The organism is Ruegeria sp. C9, from assembly GCF_056537585.1.
Window position 1 is genome coordinate 340,983 of record NZ_JBQFRU010000003.1, and the last position, 17,256, is coordinate 358,238.

The 17,256-nt window shown below is 56.9% G+C and carries 18 protein-coding genes and 1 other RNA gene; 9 read left to right on the plus strand and 10 right to left on the minus strand.

The genetic code is table 11. The annotated features are described in order from the left end of the window. The first annotated feature begins 42 nt into the window (after positions 1–42). The 5 genes from gatC (at position 43) to rnpB (ending at position 3,740) form a co-directional block, all read left to right on the plus strand. Positions 43–330, plus strand: coding sequence for an Asp-tRNA(Asn)/Glu-tRNA(Gln) amidotransferase subunit GatC (gene gatC / locus ACR0NE_RS09960; RefSeq protein WP_170392224.1), 288 nt, complete (start codon positions 43–45; stop codon positions 328–330). A 3-nt stretch (positions 331–333) separates the two neighbouring features. Then, positions 334–1,821: an Asp-tRNA(Asn)/Glu-tRNA(Gln) amidotransferase subunit GatA gene (gene gatA / locus ACR0NE_RS09965; protein ID WP_170594659.1), complete on the plus strand. Its 1,488-nt coding sequence runs from the start codon at positions 334–336 to the stop codon at positions 1,819–1,821. Between the two features lie 41 nt (positions 1,822–1,862). Beyond that, the gene (locus ACR0NE_RS09970; protein ID WP_170512388.1) at positions 1,863–2,567 is read left to right on the plus strand and encodes an excalibur calcium-binding domain-containing protein; all 705 of its coding nucleotides are present in this window, start codon (positions 1,863–1,865) and stop codon (positions 2,565–2,567) included. Next, the gene (locus ACR0NE_RS09975; protein ID WP_255611736.1) at positions 2,551–3,222 is read left to right on the plus strand and encodes an N-acetylmuramoyl-L-alanine amidase; all 672 of its coding nucleotides are present in this window, start codon (positions 2,551–2,553) and stop codon (positions 3,220–3,222) included. Before ACR0NE_RS09970 ends, ACR0NE_RS09975 begins: the two co-directional genes overlap by 17 nt. Positions 3,223–3,346: 124 nt before the next feature. Then, an RNA gene (gene rnpB, locus ACR0NE_RS09980) (RNase P RNA component class A) lies at positions 3,347–3,740 on the plus strand. Positions 3,741–3,746: 6 nt separating this feature from the next. Here the strand turns inward: rnpB and ACR0NE_RS09985 are convergent. Next, positions 3,747–4,079 carry a GYD domain-containing protein gene (locus ACR0NE_RS09985; RefSeq protein ID WP_170392216.1) on the minus strand — a complete coding sequence of 111 codons (333 nt, stop codon included), beginning with the start codon at positions 4,077–4,079 and terminating at the stop codon, positions 3,747–3,749. Between the two features lie 380 nt (positions 4,080–4,459). Here ACR0NE_RS09985 and rpmG point away from each other — a divergent pair, with 380 nt between their 5' ends. Next, positions 4,460–4,627, plus strand: a complete 168-nt coding sequence (rpmG, locus tag ACR0NE_RS09990) for a 50S ribosomal protein L33 (RefSeq protein ID WP_010441901.1) — start codon at positions 4,460–4,462, stop codon at positions 4,625–4,627. 207 nt (positions 4,628–4,834) lie between these two features. Further along, entirely contained in the window at positions 4,835–5,341 is a 507-nt protein-coding gene (locus tag ACR0NE_RS09995) for a membrane lipoprotein lipid attachment site-containing protein (protein WP_170392214.1), read from the plus strand. Between the two features lie 295 nt (positions 5,342–5,636). Here the strand turns inward: ACR0NE_RS09995 and ACR0NE_RS10000 are convergent, their stop codons facing one another. From ACR0NE_RS10000 to ACR0NE_RS10035, 8 genes are all read right to left on the minus strand, one after another. Continuing rightward, positions 5,637–6,692 (minus strand): ABC transporter ATP-binding protein, encoded by a 1,056-nt coding sequence (locus tag ACR0NE_RS10000; RefSeq protein WP_170392212.1) that lies wholly within the window; start codon positions 6,690–6,692, stop codon positions 5,637–5,639. Beyond that, entirely contained in the window at positions 6,692–7,939 is a 1,248-nt protein-coding gene (locus ACR0NE_RS10005; protein WP_480459619.1) for an MGH1-like glycoside hydrolase domain-containing protein, read from the minus strand. The genes ACR0NE_RS10000 and ACR0NE_RS10005 overlap by 1 nt, the downstream gene beginning before the upstream one ends. Before the next feature lie 5 nt (positions 7,940–7,944). Further along, positions 7,945–9,153, minus strand: a complete 1,209-nt coding sequence (locus tag ACR0NE_RS10010) for a carbohydrate ABC transporter permease (protein ID WP_170512414.1) — start codon at positions 9,151–9,153, stop codon at positions 7,945–7,947. After that, positions 9,153–10,385: a carbohydrate ABC transporter permease gene (locus ACR0NE_RS10015; RefSeq protein ID WP_170512378.1), complete on the minus strand. Its 1,233-nt coding sequence runs from the start codon at positions 10,383–10,385 to the stop codon at positions 9,153–9,155. The genes ACR0NE_RS10010 and ACR0NE_RS10015 overlap by 1 nt, the downstream gene beginning before the upstream one ends. A 57-nt stretch (positions 10,386–10,442) precedes the next feature. Beyond that, the gene (locus ACR0NE_RS10020) at positions 10,443–11,798 is read right to left on the minus strand and encodes an extracellular solute-binding protein (RefSeq protein ID WP_170594663.1); all 1,356 of its coding nucleotides are present in this window, start codon (positions 11,796–11,798) and stop codon (positions 10,443–10,445) included. Continuing rightward, positions 11,795–12,955 (minus strand): LacI family DNA-binding transcriptional regulator, encoded by a 1,161-nt coding sequence (locus ACR0NE_RS10025; RefSeq protein WP_480436221.1) that lies wholly within the window; start codon positions 12,953–12,955, stop codon positions 11,795–11,797. The genes ACR0NE_RS10020 and ACR0NE_RS10025 overlap by 4 nt, the downstream gene beginning before the upstream one ends. Positions 12,956–13,394: 439 nt before the next feature. Then, positions 13,395–14,132 carry a Bax inhibitor-1/YccA family protein gene (locus ACR0NE_RS10030; protein ID WP_010441904.1) on the minus strand — a complete coding sequence of 246 codons (738 nt, stop codon included), beginning with the start codon at positions 14,130–14,132 and terminating at the stop codon, positions 13,395–13,397. Between the two features lie 195 nt (positions 14,133–14,327). Further along, a complete protein-coding gene (locus ACR0NE_RS10035) occupies positions 14,328–14,546 on the minus strand; it encodes a YjiS-like domain-containing protein (protein WP_170594665.1) in 219 nt (72 codons plus the stop codon). A gap of 127 nt (positions 14,547–14,673) precedes the next feature. Between ACR0NE_RS10035 and ACR0NE_RS10040 the strand changes: the two genes are divergently transcribed. Further along, a complete protein-coding gene (locus ACR0NE_RS10040; RefSeq protein WP_170392200.1) occupies positions 14,674–15,552 on the plus strand; it encodes a LysR family transcriptional regulator in 879 nt (292 codons plus the stop codon). Here ACR0NE_RS10040 and ACR0NE_RS10045 read toward each other — a convergent pair. Further along, positions 15,536–16,504 (minus strand): NADPH:quinone oxidoreductase family protein, encoded by a 969-nt coding sequence (locus tag ACR0NE_RS10045; protein WP_170594667.1) that lies wholly within the window; start codon positions 16,502–16,504, stop codon positions 15,536–15,538. The two genes, ACR0NE_RS10040 and ACR0NE_RS10045, sit on opposite strands and share 17 nt — an antisense overlap. Before the next feature lie 338 nt (positions 16,505–16,842). Here ACR0NE_RS10045 and ACR0NE_RS10050 point away from each other — a divergent pair, with 338 nt between their 5' ends. Next, positions 16,843–17,214, plus strand: coding sequence for a helix-turn-helix domain-containing protein (locus ACR0NE_RS10050; RefSeq protein WP_170343628.1), 372 nt, complete (start codon positions 16,843–16,845; stop codon positions 17,212–17,214). Positions 17,215–17,256 lie beyond the last annotated feature (42 nt).

A 17,256-nucleotide genomic window follows, 5' to 3' on the forward strand; every position in this document is an offset into this window, starting at 1 on the left:
GGCAGGCAGGTAAACGCCCCCTAACGTAGATGAGGGTTTCCGATGTCGATTGACCAAAGCACCGCCGCCAAGGTGGCCAAACTGGCCCGGATCAAGGTCGAGGATGATGCGCTGCCTGCGCTGGCGTCCGAGTTCAACAATATCCTCGGGTTTATCGAGCAACTGAACGAAGTGGATGTCGAAGGCGTCGAGCCGATGGTCTCGGTCGAGCCGATGCGCCTGAAGCGTCGTCAGGACGTGGTCACCGATGGAAACCAGCAGGACAAGGTCCTATCCAACGCCCCCGATGCGCGCGAAGGGTTCTTCGCTGTTCCAAAAGTTGTGGAGTAAGTCATGAGCGAACTGAACAAATTGGGCCTGGCCGAGGCCCGCGACGCGCTGCGTGCCAAAGATGTCACATCCGTTGAACTGACCGAGGCTTGCCTCAAGGCGATTGACGACGCCGACGCGCTCAACGCCTTTGTCCACAAAACGCCCGAGATCGCGCTGGAGCGCGCCAAGGCGGCGGATGAGCGGATCAAAGGCGATGACGCGCCTTCGATGTGCGGTCTGCCGATCGGCATCAAGGACCTGTTTTGCACTAAGGGCGTGCCCTCGCAAGCGGCCTCGAAAATTCTCGAGGGGTTCAAGCCCGAATACGAATCCACCGTGTCGCAACAATTGGCGGATGCTGGTGCTGTGATGCTGGGCAAGCTGAACATGGACGAGTTCGCGATGGGTTCGTCTAATGAAACATCCGTTTACGGCAATGCGGTCAGCCCGTGGCGGCGCGGCAATGACGATGCACAGCTGACACCCGGCGGCTCGTCCGGTGGCTCAGCCTCGGCTGTCTCGGCTGACCTGTGTCTGGCCGCGACCGGTACCGATACCGGCGGTTCGATCCGCCAGCCTGCTGCTTTTGTCGGTATCACCGGCATCAAGCCAACCTATGGTCGTTGCTCGCGCTGGGGCATTGTGGCCTTCGCCTCTTCTCTGGATCAGGCCGGTCCGATGACCAAGAACGTCCGAGACGCAGCGATCATGCTGGAAACCATGTGCGGTCATGACCCCAAGGATTCCACCAGCACCGAGCTGGCCGTGCCAAATTTCGAGGCGATGCTGACCGGCGATATCAAAGGCAAGAAAATCGGTATCCCCAAGGAATACCGCATGGACGGCATGCCTGCCGAGATTGAAAAGCTTTGGGCCGATGGCACCGCTATGCTGAAAGACGCAGGCGCCGAAATCGTAGATATCTCGCTGCCGCATACCAAATACGCGCTGCCTGCCTATTACGTGATTGCTCCTGCCGAGGCGTCGTCGAACCTCGCCCGCTATGACGGTGTCCGGTATGGCCGCCGAGCGCAGTTGGCTCAAGGCGATGGCATCACCGAGATGTACGAAAAGACCCGCGCCGAAGGCTTCGGTCATGAGGTCCAGCGCCGGGTGATGATCGGCACCTACGTGCTGTCTGCAGGCTTCTATGACGCCTACTACAACCGCGCCCGCAAGGTCCGCACCCTGATCAAGAAGGACTTCGAAGATGTCTTTGCCGCAGGCATTGATGCGATCCTGACCCCGGCAACGCCGTCGGCCTCGTTCGGTCTGGGCGAGATGACCGAGGCTGATCCTGTTCAGATGTACCTGAACGATGTGTTCACCGTGACAGTGAACCTCGCTGGCCTGCCCGGTATTTCGGTTCCTGCTGGTCTGGACAAACAGGGCCTTCCGTTGGGTCTGCAGCTGATCGGCCGTCCGTGGGAGGAAGGCGATCTGCTCAACACCGCCTACGCGCTAGAGAGCGCGGCTGGGTTTGTGGCCAAGCCCGGAAAATGGTGGTAATCCTCAATCCTGACACGGCAATAAAGAACCGGAGCAGCCAAATGCGCAAATTGCTTCTGATCCCGGCCCTTGGGCTGATCGCGGCATGTGATACCGTTACCCCTGTTTCGGGTACCGGTTTCAATACGCCGGAATATCAGGCGCAGCGCGAGGCCGAACTGGCCGGGCAGGGTCTGGCCGGTAATCCGCTTGCGCCACCCGAGGCGGTTTCAGAGCAGCCGCTCTCGGCGCAGGGGGCTGTTGGTGCCGTACCAACAGGCGACGCCTCTGACATCGCCAACCAGACGGCCATTGCCTTGGCGAATACGTCGGGTCAAGAGACGCGCGTCGCGCCTCTGACTGCAACAAACAACCCAAGTATCTCTGATGAGCAGGATTTTGAGGCTGTCTCGAACCGTCGCAGTATCGATGCCGACGCTGCTCGTATCGAACAGAATCGGCAGTCTTACGAGGTCGTCGCCCCTACTGCCGTGCCCGAGCGTGGCTCTGACGGGCAACCCAATATCGTGCAATACGCCCTGAGCACTTCGAACCCCATCGGTACCCAGTTGTACAGCCGAGCGGGATTTAACCTGCAGGCCAAGGCACAGCGCAACTGCGCTCAGTTCGCCTCACCTGATCAGGCGCAGATTGAGTTTCTGTCGAATGGAGGCCCCCAGCGTGACCGCAAAGGGCTGGATCCGGACGGCGACGGTTACGCCTGCGGCTGGGACCCCAGCCCGTTCCGCAGTGCCGTCAACAACTAAGCTCTCCCCCATCTGGCACCCATCGCCCAATTTCGGCCCCCGCCGGGATGGGCTGTCACCCAAGCTGATCGTGCTGCACTACACTGCAATGGAGAGCGCTGCTGCCGCGCTTGAACGTCTTTGCGATCCGGGTCCCGAGGTCTCCGCCCACTACCTGATCGGTCGCGACGGTGCGCTCTGGCAGCTTGTCCGAGAGGAAGATCGCGCTTGGCACGCCGGGGCAGGGGAGTGGCAAGGGCAAGCCGACATAAACTCCCGCTCGATCGGGATCGAGCTGGACAATGGCGGAGATCACCCGTTTGCCGAACCCCAAATGCGTGTATTGGAACAGCTTTTGCCCGAACTCATGCAGCGTTGGACCATCGCGCCTGAGGGTGTGATCGGGCATTCCGACATGGCACCGGGCCGCAAGTCCGACCCCGGCCCTCGGTTCGACTGGCAAAGGCTGGAACACCAGCGCCTTGCCGCTCGGCGTGGTACTGCCCTCGAACCGAACGTCAACTTCCGCGAGCTGGCGCAGAACCGGGGCTACACAGCGACAAGCGACGAGAAGACGCTCCTAAATTCCACACGCCTGCGCTATCGCCCGTGGGCCTCAGGCCCCTTGCACCTCGATGATCTCATAGCCCTCTGTCCGCTCCCAAAATCGACCTGATCCGCCCTTCATCTGGCCAAAAATATCTCGGGGATGAATTGGCCATAGGCCAAGAAGGGGCTGGCCCCTTCACCACCCCAACCCCTCTTGACGCCATCACGCACAGAGCCTACCCAACTCACGCGCGGAGGGCCGGATGGCCGCTGGGGTCTTTAGGCCCGAGAGGAAAGTCCGGACTCCACAAGGCAACGGTGCCGGGTAACGCCCGGGCGGGGAAACCCGACGGAAAGCGCCACAGAAATCAAACCGCTACACACGTGTGGCAAGGGTGAAACGGTGGGGTAAGAGCCCACCGCGCCGCTGGCAACAGTGGCGGCACGGCAAGCCCCACCGGGAGCAATGCCGAATAGGGTCCCCGCGCGGGCCGGTCGGTGCAAACCGATACCGCCGCTAGGCACGCCTTGGCCGAGAGGGACCGGGTTGGCAGCTCGAGCCGCGCAGCAATGCACGGCCTAGAGGAATGGTCATCGAAGGGGGCAACCCTGGAACAGGATCCGGCTTACAGGCCCTCCGCGCATCTCCTGTTACCCGCCCGGAGGTGTGTAGGTGCCGCCAAGTGCTGCAGCTTTTTCGGCGACGGCAACAAATTCCTGCGCCGACCATGCGCGAACGGTCTCGATCCTCGAAACCGCACCCGTGCCCGCGACGGCCATGCCAATTGCCACAGCATCACTGCCTTCAGGCAGTTCGCTGATAACGACGACATCATTGCCTCCGGTGGTTATATAAAATGAGATCAGTCTGCCGCCTGCTTTCTCAAGCAAGGCCTTGACGGGACCGGTGCGATCTTCCGGTTTTGCCAACATTCCTTTGACCCCATCTTGCGAATAAGAAGCATAGGTAATGAAAACAGGCATATTTCTCTCCCTTGGTTGCAGTTTATTCGGAGCGCTAAAAGCGGCCGACTCCCTGGCCGTGTCGCGTGCAGGATTGCGCGCAAACCGGAAAAGACCCGGCCAAATAGACAGCCGGGCGTTGCTATAGTTGTGAGCGGTGTTGTCTGCCGGAATTTACATCCGGCCCGGTATTACCTAAGTCCGCAAAACGGGCTTCGGAGGTTCCGGCGACACTATCACAGAATCGTGAGCGTTCCAAATCGACTGCTCTTGAAGCCATGTCAGGAATTGTTCCCCCAACGCGGCGAATCCGGTTGACTTGGGCGCATGAGCGGTTAAAAGCGCACGCTCATAAGGATTCAACCGAAAGGCCCCTGCCTTTTCGGACGCAGGAGATAACCATGGCGAAGCCGACGACAATCAAGATCCGTCTGAACTCGACCGCGGGCACGGGCCACTTCTACGTGACCAAGAAGAACGCGCGCACCATGACCGAGAAAATGACCATTCGTAAATACGATCCGGTCGCTCGGAAGCATGTCGAGTACAAAGAAGGCAAGATCAAGTAATCTGCCCTCTGACATACTTTTTGAAGAAGGACTCTGCCATGCAGGGTCCTTTTTTGTATTGTTTTGGGGTATCTCTTGGTCGGCCTAAACCAAGCAGGGGCGTTGCAGGGGCGCATCAGAGGTTTGGGTGTTCTGAATCTCAGCGGCTTGCTTTTTCTAATCCCCTGCCGCTACGCTTCAGCAACCCTTTCCAAAATGTTGACCGCCATGAAAAAAATCTTGTTGCCCGCTCTTGCTGTTCTGACATTGTCAGCCTGCGAAGACCCCTTTAACCGCGAAGGTGTTGGTTTCACCGGGATTGATGGTGAACCGCGCACAGTGTCGGATGTAAAAGGCGCCGTAGCCTTTTTGCCGCCAGAAACCAACATCCCGGCGGAACTGGCCAAGCTGCCAACGGTCCAGGTTACATCGGACAAAGCCGAGCTTGAAAAGATCGCGGGTGTCGCAATCGATAATGGCGGTCGCTCAGATGCGAATTCAGTTCAGCTCACTGGCAGTGATACCAATCTGTACCTGAGCAATGTCAGTGTAAACGGTCAGTTGTTCGGTGTCCTGCGTACGGAAAACAACTCCACCAAAGTTGATACATCGGTGGGCTCGGCCTTTGGCGCTCAAACGGAACGCTTTACCGGATGCTTGCCCGCAGGTGATGTATACCGCAAGGGTTCGTCCGAGCGCAGTTCGGGTTTTGCAGTGCCGCTGAACTGCCGTTAATTTAGCTTACACAATCTAAGTAAAAGCCCCCGCCATTGGCGGGGGCTTTCTAGTTTCAGTGTTTCTGCAAGTCTTACGAGGCACTGAACAAGGGCTCAAACCCAGCACCGGTCATTCAATCCATGTGACACACCGGGCGATGATCACGCGAGTTCAGAGGCCCCCCGCCATCCGTTGGCATCCAAGCAAGCGCTATGCGTGTTCTCTATTCCGCCTCACCGCCAAAGAATAATCAGTGGTGAAACTCTGCCCAGATCAGCAGAACTGTTTAACCTCAACTGATAGGAAGCAACGTTCATTGCTCTACCAATGCCTGCCCATTCTCGTCAAAGAAATGAAGTTTGTCGGTGGGAAAATGCAGGCCGATCTTTGCCCCAGGCTTTAGAGCGGTGTCCCCATTTAGGCGCACGGTAACCTTCTCTTCGGCGCCGCAATCCACGATCAGGAAGGTATCTGCCCCCAGATACTCAATCACCTCTATGATGCCATCACATTGCCCATCGCCCGATGATACAACATCGATGTGTTCGGGGCGAATGCCGAGTTTGCTTGCTACACCCGAGCGCGCGAAGTCGCCGCCTCTGCCATGTTCCAGAGTGTAGCCATCGTTCTGAGTCGTGCACGGCAATATGTTCATTTTGGGGCTGCCAATGAACTGTGCGACAAACAGGTTGGCAGGGCGTTCGTAAAGCTCGCGGGGTGTGCCGACTTGCGCGATCTTGCCGTACTCAAGCACGACGATGCGGTCGGCCAATGTCATCGCTTCAACCTGATCGTGCGTTACGTAGATCATAGTGCGCTTTAGGTTCTGATGAAGTTTCGCGATTTCGTAACGCATTTCGACACGAAGCGCTGCATCAAGATTCGAGAGCGGTTCATCGAACAGAAACGCCGTCGGGTCGCGCACGATAGAACGACCAATTGCAACGCGCTGCCGCTGTCCACCGGACAGGTCCTTGGGGCGACGTTCCAGAAAAGGTCCCAGCTTGAGAACCTCGGCGGCTTTATTGACCTGCTCTGCTATCTCGGCCTTCGGAACACCCGCGACCTTAAGTGAGAACCCCATATTTTCGGCGACCGTCAGGTGGGGATAAAGCGCATAGGACTGGAACACCATCGTCAGACCCCGCTTGGAGGGTGGGTGATCCGTGACATCATTGCCGTTGATTAGTAGCGATCCGCGCGAGATATCTTCAAGCCCACCGATCATGCGAAGCAGGGTGGATTTTCCACAGCCCGATGGACCGACGAAGACGATGAATTCACCTTCATCAATCATTAGGTCAACGCCTTTGATGACCTGGGCCGAGCCAAACCACTTTTCGACGGATTTTAGTTCGATGCTGCCCATTAGTTCCTCCCTGCCCAATGCAGCCAAACCGCGGCTGTCCAGGTGAATGAATTCCCTCCGGCAGGGCTGCCGGTCAGAGGATCGTAGTATTCAGCGAAGCCGTTTGTTGCGATCAGCTGCGACGTTTTCTGGCGCAGTGCCTCGGCTTCTTCGAGGTGCCCCATATCCGCTAATCCAAACCCGATCAGCATATTCATGAACCCCCAAGTGGGACCCCTCCAGTACCTGCGTTGGTCGAAGTTGGGCATCGCGGGGTCATAGCTGGGAACTGGAAAGGGTACTTTTGCAAGCGTCGCCCGCAGGCGCTCCAGCATGTGCTGTGAATCAAGTCCCCCAAACCAGCAAAGATACGACGCGTTAGAGATGCTTCCGGCCCAATCACCAGTCAGCGCATCACGCGAGTCGAACGAGCTCAGCGTTTCGTTCCACAAAGATCGCGCGCCCGCTTCGAGCCTTTGAATGTCGCTACTTAGTCCATCCGCAGCAATTCCAAGCCTTTCGCTGATCTCCTGCAGATCGCGTGCGGCGCGCAGAGTGATAAATGTCATCGTCGGATCGGCGACTCGGAAGGGATTCAGGCTCAGCAACTTCTGTTGATCCCAGTCGGCCTGACAGCCGATCTGAACCAATTTGATATAGCGGTCATAGTCGTATTTGGTCGGTCGATCTGCACTGTTGACGTGGCTTGTGTCACGGCGCTGGTAGTCTCCGACACCTGTGGGATCTACGCCCTCCATTGCTTTGTCCCAGTCCGGTGCATTGTCGCGACCAGCTTCCCACGGATGCGTGGTGCAGACCGCGCCGTGTTCGTCGAGTCGCCATCTCATGATCCAGCGATGCCACGCCAGCAGAGATGGGAAAAGCGCGCGAACGCGGTCCGCGCCTGCATCGCCATCTTTTTCCCAGATCTTCCGCGCCACAGTTGCAGCCACCGGGGGCTGAATGATGCCAGAGGACGGGATCGGCCCGTGGCCACCCCAGACATCCGGGCCGGGGTAATATCCGTCATCCTGTTTGTGGAACAGGATATGCGGCACCATTCCATCGTCCCACTGGCCCGAGAACAGTGTTTCAAGTTCCACCCAGGCTCGATCAATGTCGAACTCGGCAAAGCCAAGCGCCGCAATCGCGCTGTCCCAATTCCATTGATAGGGGTAAAGCCCTTCGGTCGGGATGGTGTAGCCGCCGCGATCATTGGCAACCAGAATGTTGCGCGCCTCGCGGTCGGGGTTTGTATGTTGGTTCATCTCAGTCATCCTTTGACGGACCCCGCAGTCAGGCCCTTAGTCATGAAACGTTCAAGTCCCAGGAACAGCGCCATGATCGGAACGGTGGCGATCACCGCACCCGCCATCAGGTGTTGTCGGGGAATCTCCGAGGAGTTCAGCATCGTGACGCCTCGGGTCAGGGTAAATTTCGAAGGGTCGTCCAGCAGCATGAAGGCCAGCAGGAACTCGTTCCAAGCGATCATAAAGACGTAGAGCGAGACCGACGCCAGCGCAGGCAGGCTAAGCGGCAGCGTAATCTTCCAAATCACTGCCAGCCGCGACAGCCCATCCATGAGACCGGCCTCTTCCACCTCAGTCGGCAAGCCACGGAAATAACCTTGCAGCATGTACAGCGCGACAGGGATTGTCGTGACCGGGTAGATCATCACGATGCCAAGTATCGAGTTGCGCAAGCCAGTCAGCGAGAACGCGATATAGATCGGCAGCGCCAGAACGATCATCGGCACCATGTAGATCAGCAGAATCGAGCGCGAGAACGCCTTTTGCCCTGAGAAACGGAACCGCGCCACCGCATAGGCTCCGGGGACGCTGAACAGCAGGGTGATAAAGACCGTCAGGACCGAGACGTAGAGCGAGGTCCAAAGATAGGTGCCGAAGTTGAAATCGCGAAACAGCTCGGTATAGCTGCGAAACAGCGCGGTGCCTTGTGATAGATCTACCGAGAAATCCAGCGGGTTCTGCAACAGGGCCTGTTGCGACTTCAGGCTGGTCATCACCATCACATAGAACGGGATGATCACGATCGCGGTAAAGAAGATGTAGCCAAAGCCCGTACAGAACCTGATCACGGCCTCTTCGTACTCATGACGGGTGAGCTCGCCGAACGGAGTCTCTTTCAGGATTGCGGCAACGGATAGGTGCATCACGACTGCCATCGCTACCACGGTGACCAGTATTGCCTGCAGGGATGTGTCAGAGCCGATCAGGACAGGCCCGACTCCGGTCAGGCAAGACAGGCCTAACAAGGCGGATACACCCAGTCGGGCCGGTGCGCGTTGCGCCGGGAAGCGGACATACACCAGACCGGCAACAGCCCCCCATATCAAGCAGAGCAAGACCTGTGGCCGGAACGCAGCCCCGGTCGAGAATGACATGGTGATGGCGACAGTAGTGGCGATCACCACCAGCCAGAGCGCGCCTAGAATCGGGGCGGTTATATACCCTTTGCGCATCACAAACCCTCCTCACGGCTGATGAAGCGGAAGAAGACGAAGCTGAAGGCGATCAGGCACATCAGGATCACAACGGCCACCGCTGCGCCTGCGCCGATGTTCGAAACCGCAAAGGCCTGTTCATAGACATTTACGGTCAGCGTACGGGTGCCGGCATTGCCGCCGGTCAGCAGGAAGATGTCGTCGAACTTGTTGAACGTCCAAATGAAACGCAGCAGGAACAGTACCGACAGGATGCCCAGCAGTTGCGGGATGCTCAGTAGCCAGAATTTCTGGAATGGTGAGGCTCCATCCATATCTGCTGCTTCATACATGCTGGAGTCGATTGATTGCATCCGCGCCAGAATGAACAGGAACGACAGCGGGAAATAGCGCCAGATCTCGAACACTGTCACCATGATAAGCGCCAAAGGGCGTTCCCCGAAGAAGTTGATCGGTTCACTGCTTAGTCCCATCTGCACCAACAATGCGTTGGCAGAACCCGAGAACGGGTCGAACAAGGTGACCCATGTGAAGGCCACAGCGATGACCGGCGCCACATAGGGGAACAGATAGAGGCCGCGTATGAACCCTTGTCCTTTGAAGCTTTTGTTCAGCAACAAGGCTGCAAACAGGCCCATCACCAAAGCTCCAATGGTGCCGACCACGGTGTAGAACAACGTAACCCACAGCACGCCCCAGAACTCGTCTCCATCAAAGACTCGGGCGTAGTTTTCCAGACTGAATTCAAGGTTGGTCAGGACGCTGGGTCCGCTCCCGGTCACGCCGGGCTCTGATCCTTCGAGCAGCTCTTCGAAAGCGTCCGGATCTCCGTCCAATGTGACCGGAATACGGATGCGTTCGCGTTGACCGCCTTCCAGTGTGCCGAAATCGCAGAACAGGTTTTGCCCGTCCAGAACACAGGGACTTGCAACTTCGCGCGCCGTCACGCCGTCCGGTAGAACATCTGTCAGGGTGACGCCGACAACGGCGATGTCCTGACTTGAGTTGCGGACGCGGTATTCAATCCGCAGATCCTCGCCAGATCCGCGCAAGCTTTCACGCACCACAGGTGCAGGCGGACGAAGGTCAGACAGGGTGAAGGGCTTGAAGCTGATCCAAAAGATCGCCAGCAAGGGCAGGATCACCACAAGCGATACACTGATCACTGTCGGAGCCAGCAGCGTCCAGGCCAGACGCGCCTCGCGTTTGGCTAGCGCCCCGGTTCCGGTCGGTGGGGTGGCCGAAGACATGGGATACCTCGAAGGGTTGGGTGCAGCGGCGTAATCGCCGCTGCATGTGTCACAAGGTTACTGAACCTTCGCGAGCTCGTCGTTCATTGCGGCCACTGCAGCGGCGGCATCGATTTCATCGTCGATATATTGGCGCACGACCCGGTTAATTGCCTGGCTGTTGATCATTTTGGACGCCAAAGCCAGCTGGCCTTCAGCAACGCCCCAGCGCTGCGCCACGTCCAGACCGCCGACGATCTCATCGATCATCGCCTGATCATACAGCTCGCCCAACGGGGCTTTGCGGTCCACGCCAACAGGCAGCTCTGCCCATGCTTCCGAGAACGCGGTCGGGTTGTCAGCATTACCGCGACGGACCGGGAACTTGCCCTCGGGTGCGATGGCCAGTGTTTGAGTATAGCCGTCATCCATGGCGAATTTCACGAACTCCATCGCCGCGTCGGTGTCGGCGTCGTTGGTGATGCCAAAGTAACGAACGTCACCCCAAGCCGCGCCATCTGGGTTCGATGGGCCCGAGAAGTTAGTGACGATACCAGTCTTCGAGGCCAGATCGCGTGAGGTCGGATCATCGTTGATCGTCGGCGGGGCGCTGTCGCGCAGACCGGCCAGTTCGTCAAGGATGAAGGGCGACCAGATGATCATCGCTGCTTTGCCATCAAAATACAGCTCGCGCGATTGTTTCCAGAATAGCTCACCCGGGGGCGAGGCTTTCGAGATCGCCTTGTAGAAATCCAATACCTCTATGGTCTTGGCTTCATCCAGCGGTTGGAAGCCGTCCGCGCCAACAGGGGTCACGCCATTGGCGAGGAACACATGCTCCAAAACCTGACTCATGAAGTTTTCATCAACTTTGGTTGCAGCAACGAAACCGTACATCTCGGGCGGGTTGTGCAACTGCTCCAGCGCAGCGACGACGTTGGCGAATGAGTTCGGGGCCTCAAGGCCCGCTTCATCAAACAGGTCTTTGCGGTAGACAACCATTTGGGTCCACCCATCGACCGGTACCGACGCGGTTTCGTCATTGAACGCCGCCATACCAAGCGCGCCGGGGGCGAAGGTGTCGGCGCCCAGTTCTTCGATCACTTCGGTGGCGGCTTCGGTGTCCAGAATGCCCGCTTCAGCCCATGGCAGGGCATATTGCAGCGGATGATAGACCACATCTGGCAGGTCTCCGGCGGCAAATGCTGCTGTGGCGCGTGTACCCAGATCACTTTCGGTGACCGGGATAACCTCGACCGTGGTGCCGGTTTCAGACTTGAACTGGTCAGCCATTTCCTGCTGCTTGGCCAGCCGCTCGGGCTGTTCTTCGGTGGTCCAGAAGCGGATCGTATCCGCCTGAGCTGACGTCGCCGCCAATACTAGCGCAAGCGATGTTCCAAGCATCATTCGCGATGCTAAAGGTGCAAGTTTCATAGTCGGTTTCCTCCCCGGTTATGATCTTTTGAAAGTTGAATTTTTCGGGCCAGTTCCTCGGCTGTAACGCTTGGTGGCCCGTCGGAACTGCGTTCGATCAGAACGGCCTCACCAATCTCACGCAGATCTGCGGGCGCTTCACCGCGAGTCTGACTGATCAGCATCGTCGCAAGGCGTTCTCCTGCCCGCTTAGAATCGACGCTGAACGTGGTTAGACCAGGGCTGACATATTGGCATTCAGGGATGCCGTCATATCCCAGAATTGATACATCTTGCCCGACCTCGAGGCCCAGTTCTGTACAGACCGAGTAACACCCCAGCGCAGCCAGATCCGTTGCAAATACTATTGCAGTAGGTGGGTGATTCAGCGTCAAAAGCGCGCGTGCCTCAACCGCACCCTCCTCGCGCGTACGAGCACCTTCCCGGATCAACTCGGGATCGGCAGGCAAGGCCGCGATCTTGAGACCTTCAAGATAACCGTCACGGCGCAGATGGCTGTAGTTGAATTTCGGATCGCTACCGACATATCCGATACGCGTATGGCCAAAATCGACGAGCCGACCGACCGCATCACGGGTTGCAGATTCACCCGAAATGTCGAACCAGGATGTCTCATCCTGCCAGTCCGCCTGCCCATACCCCGTGCGGCCATACATGATGAAGGGAACCTTCAACTCTTGCAGGTATTTCACCCTCGCATCGTCGACCTCGGTCCGGGGCAGAATGAATCCATCGGCTTTGCGCTCTTCGACAAGCCGCCCCAATACATCAAGCATATCTTTTTCGGACTTCGCCGTAGAAATCGTCATCGTCCAGTCGGATGCGCTCGCCGCTTCGCATGCTCCGGCCAGAAAATCCTGAAGAAATGGATTATGCCGGTCTGGTTCTTCGCTGTTGATGACCATGGCAATGGCGCGCACCCGCCCGGTTCGTATCGCCTGCGCATGGCTGAGTGGGCGATAGCCCATCTTTCGCGCCGTGGTTTCAACGCGCTTTCTCGTGGATTCCGAGATGTCGGTATATCCATTCAGGGCGCGGGACACCGTGCTCTTAGAAAGCCCAAGATGATCGGCCAATTGATCCAGTTTTACCCTGCCGGGGCCAGAATGACTCCGGGGGCGAGACTGCGGTTGCTGGAGAGTTGGATTCGTCATCATTCTTCTATTTGTTTTCTCCGAAACCGGTTTCGGCAATCAAAATTATGAAATTCTTTGATTGGATCGACCAAGTACACGAACGTTCCAATGGCGAATGGCGCTGATGAACGCACATGCAAACTTGCAAACGCGGCTTTCAGAGTGGTGCAAATTAAGGGTTGCGCCAACAAGGATGACTGCCGACTGCTACAGTAACTACAGGCTGATCATTGTTCGCCGAGCTTTGATGAGAATCGGTGAATTGAGCATGAGAATTATGCGTAAATACGGGCGACTATCCGGCTATGAGGGCGTGTAAAATTTGTGGAGGAAAAAGAATCTGGTCGGAACATCATGCGAATTCACCAAGGCTTGGTATGGGCTTTTGAAGAGCAACATAAAAAAAGCCCCGCTTAGCGGAGTGCTAAGCGGGGCTTCCTGTATTCTGTTGGAAGCAGTTTTATTCTCTGTTGCCCAGTAGTTGCAGCAGGAACATGAACATGTTGATGAAGTCCAGATACAGGTTCAATGCACCCATGATCGCCGCTTTGCCAAGCCATTCCTGATCGCCAGCATGAGCCATCTGCAGATAGGTGGTTTTGATCTTCTGCGTGTCATAGGCAGTCAGGCCGGCAAAGATCAGCACACCCAGGATCGACACTGCGAACATGATCGCAGGCGACTGCAGGAAGATGTTGATAACCATCGCGACGATCAGGCCAATCACACCCATCATCAGGAAGGTGCCCATGCCGGACAGGTCTTTCTTGGTCACATAACCGTACAGCGAAAGACCTGCAAACGCGATCGAAGTCACCAGGAATACCTGCGCGATCGAGATGCCGGTGAATGCTACGAAAATCCAGCTCAGCGACAGGCCCATCACGGCTGCAAATGCATAAAAGAACAGCTGTGCGCCGGACGCCGAGAGGCGGTTGATGGCGGCGCCAAAGCCAAACACCATCGCCAAAGGTGCAAACATCACAATCCAGCCTAGGATATTGGGGCTCAGCGTGACCGGATCACGGAAGATCGACAGCAATTGCGGGCTCGAGCCCACGGCCCATGCCACGGCAAATGTGATCAGCATGCCTACGGACATCGTGCCGTAGACTTTGTTCATATGGGCGCGCAGGCCCTCGTCTATCTCGGCAGCGCGCGCGCCGGACGCCGTCCGGATCGTGTCGAATTGTGCCATATAGGGGTCTCCCTTCAATATTCTGTTCGCAGCCCACGGATGCGAGCCGGTTTCCCGGTAAATATCGGAGAGTGTGGCCCTCGTTTCAAGGGTTTTAAGCCTGAAACTCAGCAAAACTGTCGGCAATTTTTGCAACTGTCGCCAAAAAACCGGCGGCTTGGTCGCCAAATCCCTCAAGCCGCCGGTATTTTCGAATTAATACAGATGTTTGTGCCAGCTGTCGGGCGCGTCCCAGAACGGGCGCTCTGCTTCGTTACGCGCGTCTTTGCGTGAAACGCCGATGTCATTCAGTGCATCATCATCAAGCTGGGCGAGTTCGCGACGCTGACGAGCGAGGTTAAACAGGTCAAGTATCCGAGCACCAATCGCCTTACGCTTGATGCGACGAGGGGTTGAGATGGCTATATGGGTCATAATCATTGCCCTTTCCTGATTGTTTGATGAGACTTAGCGCTTCAATCAATTTCCTTGATCTATATGGAGCAGTCTGACATATTTTGGAAATGAATGTTTATGACGAGTCTCATAAGGAATCTTGAACATGCGAAATTTGGACATCACTACATTGCGGTCTTTCGTAGCTGTTGCTGATCATGGTGGCGTGACGCGTGCCGCTGGATTTCTTCACCTCACGCAATCTGCGGTCTCTATGCAGCTAAAACGGCTGGAAGAGCTTTTGGGCCTGGAATTACTGGATCGATCCGGTCGAACCATCGCGCTAACGGCGTCCGGAGAGCAGTTGCTGGCTTATGCGCGGCGGATGATTGCGTTGAATGATGAGGTAATCGGGCGGCTGACGGATCAGGCGTTTGAGGGCGAGGTCGTGCTAGGCGTACCGCATGACGTCGTTCATCCGTTCATCCCGCGCGTGTTGAAGCGTTTCAATGCCAGCTTTCCTCGGGTCAGCGTGAACTTGGTCACTTCCAACACGCGGCACTTGAAAGAAGAGTTCGCACGCGGAAGCTTCGATCTGATTGTGACTACGGAATCGGGCGCGGGCGAGGGCGCCGAAACCCTGCACCATATGCCTTTGCGTTGGGTTGGTGCGCTGAACGGATCTGCCTGGCGCCAAAAGCCTTTGCGGCTGGGGTTTTGCCGGAATTGCATTTTCCGCCCGGTCGCGACAGCGGCGCTGGATGATGCGGGAATCGAATGGGATATGAGTATCGACAGCGATTCCGACCGCACCGTTGAAGCCACCGTCAGCGCTGATCTGGCTGTGGGAGTTTTGCTGGAAGGCACCCAGCCCAGCCATCAGGAACTGATTGACCATGCCGGGGTGCTGCCGGATTTGCCCGTGCAGTTCATAAACCTTTATGGTGCCGAGCGGGTACGTGAGGAATACGTATCAGAGCTTGCGAACCTACTGCGCCAAAATTTCAATCATCCAACGGCGCAGCCGCTTAAAGTGGCGAGTTGACGCGGATCACCACTTTGCCGGTGGATTTGCGATCGCGAAGCAGTTCCAAACCTTTTGCTGCGTCCTGCAAGGGCAGGACGTGGCTGATATGAGGCTTTATCCGGCCCTCTGAGTGCCAGCGGAACAAGGTGCTGAAGCTGTCGCGCACGATCTCGGGTCTGAAATTCAGATAGCCGCCGATATATACGCCGATCACGGTCAGGTTCTTGACCAATAGATGGTTGGCCGGGATCTGGGGCACCTCACCTCCCGCAAATCCGATCGGTAACAAGCGGCCTTCCGGGTTGGTCGCGCGGAAGGCGGCCTTGAAGACATCTCCACCAATCGCATCGTAGACCACGTCAGCACCATCCAGAGCGAGAACGCGGTCGCGCAGGTCTTCGCTGGCGTCAATCAGATGATCTGCACCAGCGTTTTGCGCCACGGCCAATTTGTCCTGACCGCGCGCCTGGGCGATCACCGTCGCACCCATCAACTTGCCGATTTCAACCGCGGTTAACCCGACGCCACCGGCGGCCCCGGTGACCAGCAGTGTCTCACCCGGTTGCAAGCGCGCCCGGTGTGCCAGAGCAATGTGGCTTGTGCCATAGGCGATCTGGATCGCGGCGGCGTCTTCGAAACTTGTGGAATCTGGAAGGGGAATAGCCCGGTCTGCATCAAAAACGCCTGATTCGGCCAACCCACCCTGGCCGGAATAAACCGCAACGCGATCACCCAGTTTCAAATGCGCGACATTGTTTCCAATTTCGGTGACAATCCCCGCGATCTCCATGCCCAGTGTATACGGCGCTTCGGGGGTATCTTGATACGTGCCTTTCTGCATCAGAAGGTCTGCAAAGTTCAGGCCGCAGGCGCGGATTGCGATACGGACCTGGTTATGTTCCAAGGGTGCCTCTTGTGTTTCGCACAGCTGCGCGGGTGCCCCTTTTGTCTCGATACGAAATGCCTGCATAACTGGTCTCCGCTCTTTTTGCCGCCATAGGCTGCCTGGCTTGACCGTTTGTCAATTCCATTCGCAATCTTCACAGCGTTAAACTGAACAGGGTGGATCAACTGTTTCCCATTTAGAAACTATCAATCTCTATGTCGGCCGTACAACCACAAACCACTGTTCGAATTCTCTGATTCAACCAGCTTGAAAAAATAACGGATTGCGGCAATATTGTACTATGGTGCTGTTCGGGGGGCACGATCCGAATTAGGGAGTTCTTAAGCAGCGACCCGCTAACTAAGCGGCGATGGCTGCTGTCGCGGTTTCCCGGACAGGTGTTTGTGTAAAGGAGACTACCAATGACCCATCACGTCGATGTCCATGTGGGCAAACGCGTCCGGCATCGCCGCTGGCTGATTGGCATGACTCAGCAGCAGTTGGCGCAGCAAGTTGGTATCAAGTTTCAACAAATCCAAAAATACGAAACAGGGGCCAACCGGATAAGCGCATCGCGTTTGTGGGACATTGCCGAAGCGTTGGATGTTCCAGTCAGCTTTTTCTTCGAGGGTCTTGAAGAGGCTCAGAAGTCGGATGCAGACAAGAAATCGGTTCCTGCGGATTTGATGGGTGACAAAGAAGCGCTTGATCTTGTTCGCTCGTATTATGCGATCCCGGAAAACCAGCGTCGCCGCCTGTTTGAACTGGCACGCGTGCTGAGCGACGTCGCCTGATACAAGCGCTTGACTTCGCGGGGTGTGGGGCGCACGGGTAAG